The organism is Kitasatospora nipponensis (assembly GCF_039528135.1).
GTDB classification, from domain to species: Bacteria; Actinomycetota; Actinomycetes; order Streptomycetales; family Streptomycetaceae; genus Kitasatospora; species Kitasatospora nipponensis.
Genome location: NZ_BAAALF010000284.1, coordinates 1 through 7,362 on the forward strand (window position 1 = coordinate 1; position 7,362 = coordinate 7,362).

The window sequence follows — 7,362 nt, forward strand, 5'->3', positions numbered from 1 at the left end:
CCTGCAGCGCCCCCACGTCACCGAGCCAGAGCCGGGTGCCGATCCGCGAGCGGAACTCCGTCCAGGGGAACTCCCCCGCCAGCCGGGCCGACTCCGCGGCGCCGAGATGGCTCAGGAAGACCGTGCCGAGCGGCAGCTCCGCCGCCCCGAGCACCCGCAGCCACCGCGCCACCTCCTCGACCGGGTCCGAGCCGTCGGGCCGGTCCAGTGGCAGGTGCAGCGCGAAGCCCCGGAACTGCACCCCGGCCAGCGCCGCGGCCAGGTGCGGCAGGTCGTCGGCGCCGATGCCGTGCCGGCGCATGCTGGTCATGCACTCCACCACCACCTGGTGGCCGGCCAGTGCCCGCAGCGCCTCCAGCGAGCCGACCGTGCGCACCACCCGCTCGCGCGGCAGCTGCGGCCCCTCCTCGCCGATCCGGTACGGGGTCAGCACCAGCAGGTCACCGGCGTAGCCGCCGGCCAGCGCCTCGGCGGCCTCCTGGGCGGTGCCGACCGCCAGCATCCCGGTGCCCAGCAGCGCGGCCTCCTCGGCCAGCCGCCGGTTGCCCAGCCCGTAGCCGTTGCCCTTGGCGACCGGGACCAGCCCGGGGAACTCGGCCAGCAGGGCCCGCTGGTGCGTCCGCCAGCGATCGGTGTCCACATAGAGCGAAAGGGTCATCGGTGTTCTCCGCGGATCTGGTGAGGGTGCTTCATCGACGCTTGAGGTAGAGGTCCAGGGCCTTGTGCAGGACCCTGTTCAGGGGGAAGTCCCACTCGCCCAGGTACTCCGCGGCCTCGCCGCCGGTGCCGAGCTTGAACTGGATCAGCCCGAAGAGGTGGTCGCTCTCGTCGAGGGTGTCGCTGATGCCGCGCAGGTCGTAGCGGCCGGCTCCCAGCGCGTAGGCGTCGCGCATCATCCGCCACTGGACGGCGTTGGACGGCTTGACCTCGCGCTTGTGGTTGGCGGAGGCGCCGTAGGAGTACCAGACGTGCTCGCCGACCGTGAGCATGGTGGTCGCGGCCAGCGCCTCGCCCTCGTGACAGGCCAGGTACAGCCGCATCCGGTTGGGGTCCTCGGCATTGAGCGCGGTCCACATCCGCTGGAAGTAGGAGAGCGGACGCGGGGTGAAGTGGTCGCGCTCGGCGGTCACCAGGTAGAGCCGGTGAAAGGCCGCCAGGTCCTCGAAGCCGCCCTGCACCACCTCGACGCCGCTCTTCTCGGCCTTCTTGATGTTGCGCCGCCACTGCTGGTTGAAGCCGCGCTGGATGTCGTCCAGCGAGCGGTCGGCCAGCGGGACCTGGAAGACGTAGCGCGGCTGCACGTCGCCGAAGCCCGCCCCGCCGTCCTCGCCCTGCAGCCAGCCCGCCCGGCGCAGCCGGTCCGCCAGCTCGAAGGCCCGCGGCTCGGACCAGTCCGGTTCGATGTCGCGCAGCCGCTTGGCCTCCTTGGCGGCGATCGCCTCCTTGACGGTCGCCGCGCCCCAGCGCCGGATCACCACCGGCGGGCCCATCTTCACCGAGAACGCGCCCTGCGCCCGCAGGTGCGCGAGCATCGGCTGCAGCCAGCGCTCCAGGTCCGGGTCGAACCAGTCGATGACCGGCCCCTCGGGCAGGTAGGCCAGGTAGCGCCTCAGCTTGGGCAACTGGCGGTAGAGCACCAGTGCCACCCCCACGATCTGCCCCGAGTCCTCGTCCACCCAGCCGATCGACTCGGTGCGCCACTCCGCCTTCACCTCGCCCCAGGACGGCAGCTGCATGTGGCTCGCCGACGGCAGGGTCCGGATGAAGGCGAGATGCTCCTCGCTGGTGATCGTCCTGAGGGTCAGAGTCATGGCGGAATTGCTCCTGGAAAATGGCATGACGGATCGTCACGCGAATGCGTGCACCGGGGAGGGGTCCAAGCGTCCGCACCGGTGCGGACCTGGCCTTTCGCGCGCTCCCCTCGCTGTCCTCCGCTTGTTTCTTCCTGCTACGCCCCTTGAAACGCCCCCACCCCCCGAGTGCGTTGCACGGGAATCAGAAGAAATATGAAAAAGCCTCCGGGAGCCTGCCGGGCGGCCCGCCCCCCTGGGCTCCGGAGCAGGTAAAACCTGGCGGCCGACGGCCACCGCCCGTACAACAGGGCGATGGACTTCCCTCAGGCACTGCGCGAGCGCCGCGTCCGACGCCGGCTCAGCCAGCTGGACCTGGCCCTGCGGGCCGGCACCACCCAACGGCACGTCAGCTTCCTGGAGACCGGCCGCTCCACGCCGGGACGGGACCTGGTGACCCGGCTGGCCGAGTCGCTGGACCTGCCGCTGCGCGAACGCAACGAGCTGCTGCTGACCGCCGGCTACGCGCCCGCCTACCCGCAGCGCCCGCTGGACGCGCCGGAGCTGGGCGCGGTCCGCGAGGCCCTGGACGCCGTGCTGGCCGGCCACCTGCCCTACCCCGCCCTGGTGGTGGACCGCCACGGTGTCCTGGTCGCGGCCAACCCCGCCTTCGCGCTGCTCACCGAGGGCGCCGCGGCCGAGCTCCTCGCGCCGCCGCTCAACGTCTACCGGCTCGCGCTGCACCCGCGCGGGCTGGCCGCCCGGGTGGTCAACCTGCCCTCCTGGGGCCGGCACGTCCTGCTCGGGCTGCGGCGCGCGGCCCGCCAGGACCCGGGCAGCCGGCTGGCCGAACTCGCCGACGAGCTCGCCCGCTACGTCCCCATCCCCGCCGACGAGCCCGACCCGCAGGACGGCGCGACGGACGGCGCGGACGGCGCACTGGGCTTCGCGGTCCCGCTGCGGCTGCGCGGCGCGCACGGCGAGCTGCGGCTGATCACCACCGTGACCACCTTCGCCACCGCCACCGACGTCACGCTGGCCGAACTGAAGCTGGAGGCCTTCCTACCCGCCGACCGGGCCACCGCCGAGCTGCTGCGCCGCGGTTGACGCACCGCCCCGGCCCGGCGCGCTCAGGCCTGCTGCTGCAGGGCCCGCAGCCGGGCCGCCTCGACGACCATGGCGGCCCGCTCGGCACGGCGCGCCTTGCGGGCCTCGTCGGCGCCGACCGGCTCGACCACGTGGAAACAGGCCCCACAGACGTACCCGCCCTCCGGGCCCTCGGAGACCGGGGTCCCGCAGTGCGCGCAGTACCGGGAGTAGGTGACGGTGGCGACCATGACGACCTCGCATCGGATACGAAGAGTACGTCCACGGTAGCAAGCGGACCGCCGCCCAGAAAGAGCGAACTGATGAGCGGTCAGACGTCCAGGGCGTGCGCGGCGGAGATCGAGCCGGTTCCGTCGCAGGTCCGGCAGGGTTCCTCGCGGTAGGCCTGCTTGCTGCCGTCGGCCGAGACCCGGTAGCGGGTGTAGGTGCCGGTGCCGGTGCAGAGGAAGCAGTTGCCGCCGCCGTCGCGCTCGGTGGTACCGGTTCCCTTGCAGGTGCGGCACTGCAGGCCGGCCAGCCGCCCGGTCCCGGTGCAGATCGTGCACACCGCGATACTCAACGCCGCTCCTCCGTCTCTCCGCGCCCTCGGACGTCGACCGTCGCGACCGCCCGGGGCCCGACTGTCGAGGGTACCGCCGCCCTACCCTGGAAGTGTCCCGGGCCCCGATCCGAACGGAGGCGGACGACATGCGCAAGGCGACCACGCCGCGCCAGTGGCGCAGTGGTACCGAGCCGCGGTTCGCCCGCAGCGACCTCAAACTGCGGTTCCTGCTCTCGGTGCTCTTCACCCCGCTCTTCGCGCTCACCACGGCCGCGTTCGCGTACTTCGCCGCGGTCGCCGGGCCGACCAGCGTGCCCTCCCGGGGCACCCTGGTCGGCTTCGCGATCGCCTGCTTCGTGCTGACCGTGATCGCGACGATCGACCTCTGCGTGGTGGTCCGGCGACGCCGCGTGGAGCTGTGAACCCGCCCCGGGGCCGTGCCGGGCGCGCTCAGCGGCCGCCGACCGCCTGCTTGACCAGGGTCCGTCCGAAGTCCCACATCAGGCCGCTGCCGCGGTGCGCGTCGTCCATCACCTCGCAGAACGCGTCGGTGAAGCGGTCCACGTCGCGCTCGGTGATGATGAGCGGCGGGATCAGCTTGATCACCTCCAGGTGGTCCCCGGAGACCTGGGTGAGGATCCGGTGGCGCTGGAGCAGCGGGACCACCACCATCTGCGCGAAGAGCCCCTTGCGGGCCGCCTGCAGCGCGGTCCAGCCGGTGCGCAGCTTGAGCGACTTCGGGCGGCCGAACTCGATGCCGATCATCAGACCGCGGCCGCGCACCTCGGCCAGCAGCTCGTACCTCTCGCTCAGCGCGGCCAGCCGCTCCCGCAGCAGGTCGCCGGTCCGCCGGGCGTTGTCCACCACCCGCTCGTCGTCCATCACCTTCAGGGTGGCCAGGCCCGCGGCCATCGCCTGCGCGTTGGAGCCGAAGCTGGCGGAGTGCACCAGCACCCGGTCCATCGAGGAGTAGACCTTCTCGAAGATCCAGCTCTTGCCGAGGGTCGCGCCGATCGGCACGTACCCCCCGGAGAGCGCCTTGGCCGCGCAGAGCAGGTCGGGCAGCACGCCCTCCTCGTCCTGGTAGGCGAAGAACGCGCCGGTCCGCCCGATCCCGGTCTGCACCTCGTCGCAGATCAGCAGGGCCTTGTTCTCGTGCAACAGGTCCTGCGCGGCGCGCAGCCAGCCGGGCGGCGGCGCGTGCACGCCCTTGCCCTGGATCGGCTCGACGATCAGCGCCGCCACGTCGCCCTTGCGCAGCTCGCGGGCGAGCGCGCCGAGGTCTCCCAGCGGGATCGCGGTGTCCGGCAGCAGCGGGTCGAAGCCCTTGCGGAAGCCGCTCTCGCCGTTGACCGACAGCGCGCCGGTGGTCAGGCCGTGGAAGGCGTGCTCGCAGTAGAGGATCCGGCGCCGCCCGGTGGCGTACCGGGCGAACTTGAGCGCGGTCTCCACCGCCTCGGTGCCGCTGTTGCCGAAGAAGACCCGGTCCAGGCCCGGGGTGCGGGCGATCAGTTGCTCGGCCAGCAGGCCGGGCAGCGGCGGGCAGTCGAAGCGGGTGAGGTCGGGCAGGTCGAGCTCCATCACCTGGCTGATGGCGTCGCGCACCACCGGGTGGTGGCGGCCCAGCGCGAAGATGCCGAAGCCGGCCAGCATGTCGAGGTACTCGTTGCCCTCGGCGTCGTAGAAGTACGGGCCGCCGGCCCGCTGGTAGGTCTTGTCGAAGCCGATGGTGTGCAGCATCCGCGGCAGTTGCGGGTTGAGGTAGCGGCTGTGCAGGTCGTACCGCTCGCCGCCGCGCTCGGCGAGCAGGGCGGCGAGGTCGAGGGCGGCGGCGGGACGGTCAGCTGGCACGGGGCTCGTTCACTCCTCGGGTCGGCAGCAGGTGCTTGGCGAACGCCGCCGTCTGGGCGGCGATGCCGGTGCCGGTCAGACCGGCCTCCTCCATGATCTCGCCGCGTGCGGCGTGCGCGAGGAACTCCTGCGGCAGGCCGAGGTCGCGCAGCGGGGTGTCCACCTCGGCGTCGCGCAGCGCCTGCGCGATCGCCGCGCCCACCCCGCCGGTCCGGCCGTTGTCCTCGACGGTGACCACCAGGCGGTGGGCGGCGGCGAGCCGGACCAGCGCGGGGTCGACCGGCTTGACCCAGCGCGGGTCGACCACGGTGGTGGCGAAGCCGTCCGCGGTGAGCAGTGCGGCCGCGTCCAGGCAGGCCGGCGCCATGGTCCCCACCGAGACCAGCAGGATGTCCTGGTCCGGGCGGTCCGGCACCCGGGTGCGCTGCAGCACGTCGACCCCGCCGAGCTGCTCGACGGCCCGCACCACCGGGCCGATCTCGCCCTTGGGGAAGCGCACCACGGTCGGCGCGTCGGTGACCTCCAGCGCCTCGCGCAACTGGGCGCGCAGCTGGTCGGCGTCGCGCGGGGCGGCCAGCCGCAGCCCGGGCACGACCTGCAGGATCGACAGGTCCCACATGCCGTTGTGCGAGGCGCCGTCGTTGCCGGTCACCCCGGCGCGGTCCAGCACGAAGGTGACGCCCAGGCGGTGCAGCGCCACGTCCATCAGGACCTGGTCGAAGGCCCGGTTGAGGAAGGTGGCGTAGACCGCGACCACCGGGTGCAGGCCGGCCGTGGCGAGCCCGGCGGCGCTGGTCACCGCGTGCTGCTCGGCGATGCCGACGTCGAAGATCCGGCCCGGGAAGGCCTTGGCGAACGGCGCCAGGCCGACCGGCTGGAGCATCGCGGCGGTGATCGCCACCACGTCCGGTCGCTGGGCGCCGACCGCCAGCATCTCCTCGCCGAAGACCGAGGTCCAGGAGGTGCCGCCGCTGGGCGAGATCGGCAGGCAGGTGTAGGGGTCCATCGCGCCCACCGCGTGGAAGCGGTCCGCCTCGTCCAGCTCGGCGGGGCGGTAGCCGCGGCCCTTGACGGTCAGACAGTGCACGATGACCGGGCCGCCGAAGCCGCGGGCCCGGCGCAGCGCCGACTCCACGGCGGCGATGTCGTGGCCGTCGATGGGGCCGACGTACTTGAGGCCGAGGTCCTCGAACATGCCCTGCGGGGCGAAGGAGTCCTTGAAGCCCTTCTTGGCGCCGTGCAACGCCTCGAAGATCGGCTGGCCGACCACCGGGGTGCGCTGCAGCGCCACCTTGCCCCAGGCCAGGAAGCGCTCGTAGCCCTGGGTGGTGCGCAGGGTGGCGAGGTGGTTGGCCAGGCCCCCGATGGTCTTGGCGTACGAGCGCTCGTTGTCGTTGACCACGATGACCAGCGGGCGGTCCTGCGCCTCGGCGATGTTGTTGAGCGCCTCCCAGGCCAGGCCGCCGGTCAGCGCGCCGTCGCCGATCACCGCGACCGTCTGACGGTCGGTGCGGCCCTGGATCTGGTGGGCCTTGGCGATCCCGTCGGCGTAGCCGAGCACGGTGGAGGCGTGCGAGTTCTCGATCACGTCGTGCTCGGACTCGGCCCGCGAGGGGTAGCCGGACAGTCCGCCCTTGGCCCGCAGCCGGCTGAAGTCCTGCCGGCCGGTCAGCAGCTTGTGGACGTAGGCCTGGTGGCCGGTGTCCCACAGGATCCGGTCGCTCGGGGAGTCGAAGACCCGGTGCAGGGCGATGGAGAGCTCGACCACACCCAGGTTGGGTCCCAGGTGGCCGCCGGTGCGGGAGACCGCCTCGATCAGGAAGTCCCGGATCTCCTGGGCCAGCTGCGGCAGCCGGTTGGCCGGCAACTGCTTGAGGTCGGCAGGCCCGTGGACGGAGGACAGGAGTGACATCACGACACCTCTTGACTCGCTGTGGGGGGTACCGCCCGGCCGGGGCCGGGGAACCGCTGGAGATCAGCCTGCCGCGATCACGGCCGGTGCGCCTGTCGGACCTCCTTCGGCCTGCATCTGCTCGGCCAGCTTCATGGCCTCCTCGATCAGGGTCTCGACGA

At 72.6% G+C, this 7,362-nt stretch carries 8 protein-coding genes; 2 read left to right on the top strand and 6 right to left on the bottom strand.

What is annotated here, in order from left to right; genetic code table 11:
• The coding region (locus tag ABD323_RS38260) for an alanine racemase (RefSeq protein WP_344446718.1) at positions 1–658 on the bottom strand (658 nt) is incomplete at its 3' end.
• A gap of 31 nt (positions 659–689) precedes the next feature.
• Positions 690–1,811 carry a lipid II:glycine glycyltransferase FemX gene (locus tag ABD323_RS38265; protein WP_344446719.1) on the bottom strand — a complete coding sequence of 374 codons (1,122 nt, stop codon included), beginning with the start codon at positions 1,809–1,811 and terminating at the stop codon, positions 690–692.
• A 294-nt stretch (positions 1,812–2,105) separates the two neighbouring features.
• Here ABD323_RS38265 and ABD323_RS38270 point away from each other — a divergent pair, with 294 nt between their 5' ends.
• Complete coding sequence (locus ABD323_RS38270; RefSeq protein WP_344446720.1) at positions 2,106–2,897, top strand: MmyB family transcriptional regulator; 792 nt, start codon at positions 2,106–2,108, stop codon at positions 2,895–2,897.
• 23 nt (positions 2,898–2,920) lie between these two features.
• On the opposite strand, the gene ABD323_RS38275 is transcribed toward ABD323_RS38270, so the two are convergent.
• Both ABD323_RS38275 and ABD323_RS38280 read right to left on the bottom strand, forming a co-directional pair.
• A complete protein-coding gene (locus tag ABD323_RS38275) occupies positions 2,921–3,127 on the bottom strand; it encodes a hypothetical protein (protein ID WP_344446721.1) in 207 nt (68 codons plus the stop codon).
• Positions 3,128–3,207: 80 nt separating this feature from the next.
• Positions 3,208–3,456, bottom strand: coding sequence for a hypothetical protein (locus ABD323_RS38280; RefSeq protein ID WP_344446722.1), 249 nt, complete (start codon positions 3,454–3,456; stop codon positions 3,208–3,210).
• Positions 3,457–3,584: 128 nt separating this feature from the next.
• Between ABD323_RS38280 and ABD323_RS38285 the strand changes: the two genes are divergently transcribed.
• Complete coding sequence (locus tag ABD323_RS38285; RefSeq protein WP_344446723.1) at positions 3,585–3,860, top strand: DUF6343 family protein; 276 nt, start codon at positions 3,585–3,587, stop codon at positions 3,858–3,860.
• Positions 3,861–3,888: 28 nt separating this feature from the next.
• Here the strand turns inward: ABD323_RS38285 and ABD323_RS38290 are convergent, their stop codons facing one another.
• Together ABD323_RS38290 and dxs are read right to left on the bottom strand one after the other, a co-directional pair.
• Entirely contained in the window at positions 3,889–5,289 is a 1,401-nt protein-coding gene (locus ABD323_RS38290) for an aspartate aminotransferase family protein (protein WP_344446724.1), read from the bottom strand.
• Complete coding sequence (gene dxs, locus ABD323_RS38295) at positions 5,279–7,201, bottom strand: 1-deoxy-D-xylulose-5-phosphate synthase (RefSeq protein ID WP_344446725.1); 1,923 nt, start codon at positions 7,199–7,201, stop codon at positions 5,279–5,281. The genes ABD323_RS38290 and dxs overlap by 11 nt, the downstream gene beginning before the upstream one ends.
• Between the last annotated feature and the right edge of the window lie 161 nt (positions 7,202–7,362).

Bases quoted from the DNA above. Each gene is read 5' to 3' on its own strand.
- ABD323_RS38275 (WP_344446721.1), bottom strand. From the start codon at position 3,127: ATGGTCGCCACCGTCACCTACTCCCGGTACTGCGCGCACTGCGGGACC.
- dxs (WP_344446725.1), bottom strand. From the start codon at position 7,201: ATGTCACTCCTGTCCTCCGTCCACGGGCCTGCCGACCTCAAGCAGTTG.
- ABD323_RS38265 (WP_344446719.1), bottom strand. From the start codon at position 1,811: ATGACTCTGACCCTCAGGACGATCACCAGCGAGGAGCATCTCGCCTTC.
- ABD323_RS38270 (WP_344446720.1), top strand. From the start codon at position 2,106: ATGGACTTCCCTCAGGCACTGCGCGAGCGCCGCGTCCGACGCCGGCTC.
- ABD323_RS38285 (WP_344446723.1), top strand. From the start codon at position 3,585: ATGCGCAAGGCGACCACGCCGCGCCAGTGGCGCAGTGGTACCGAGCCG.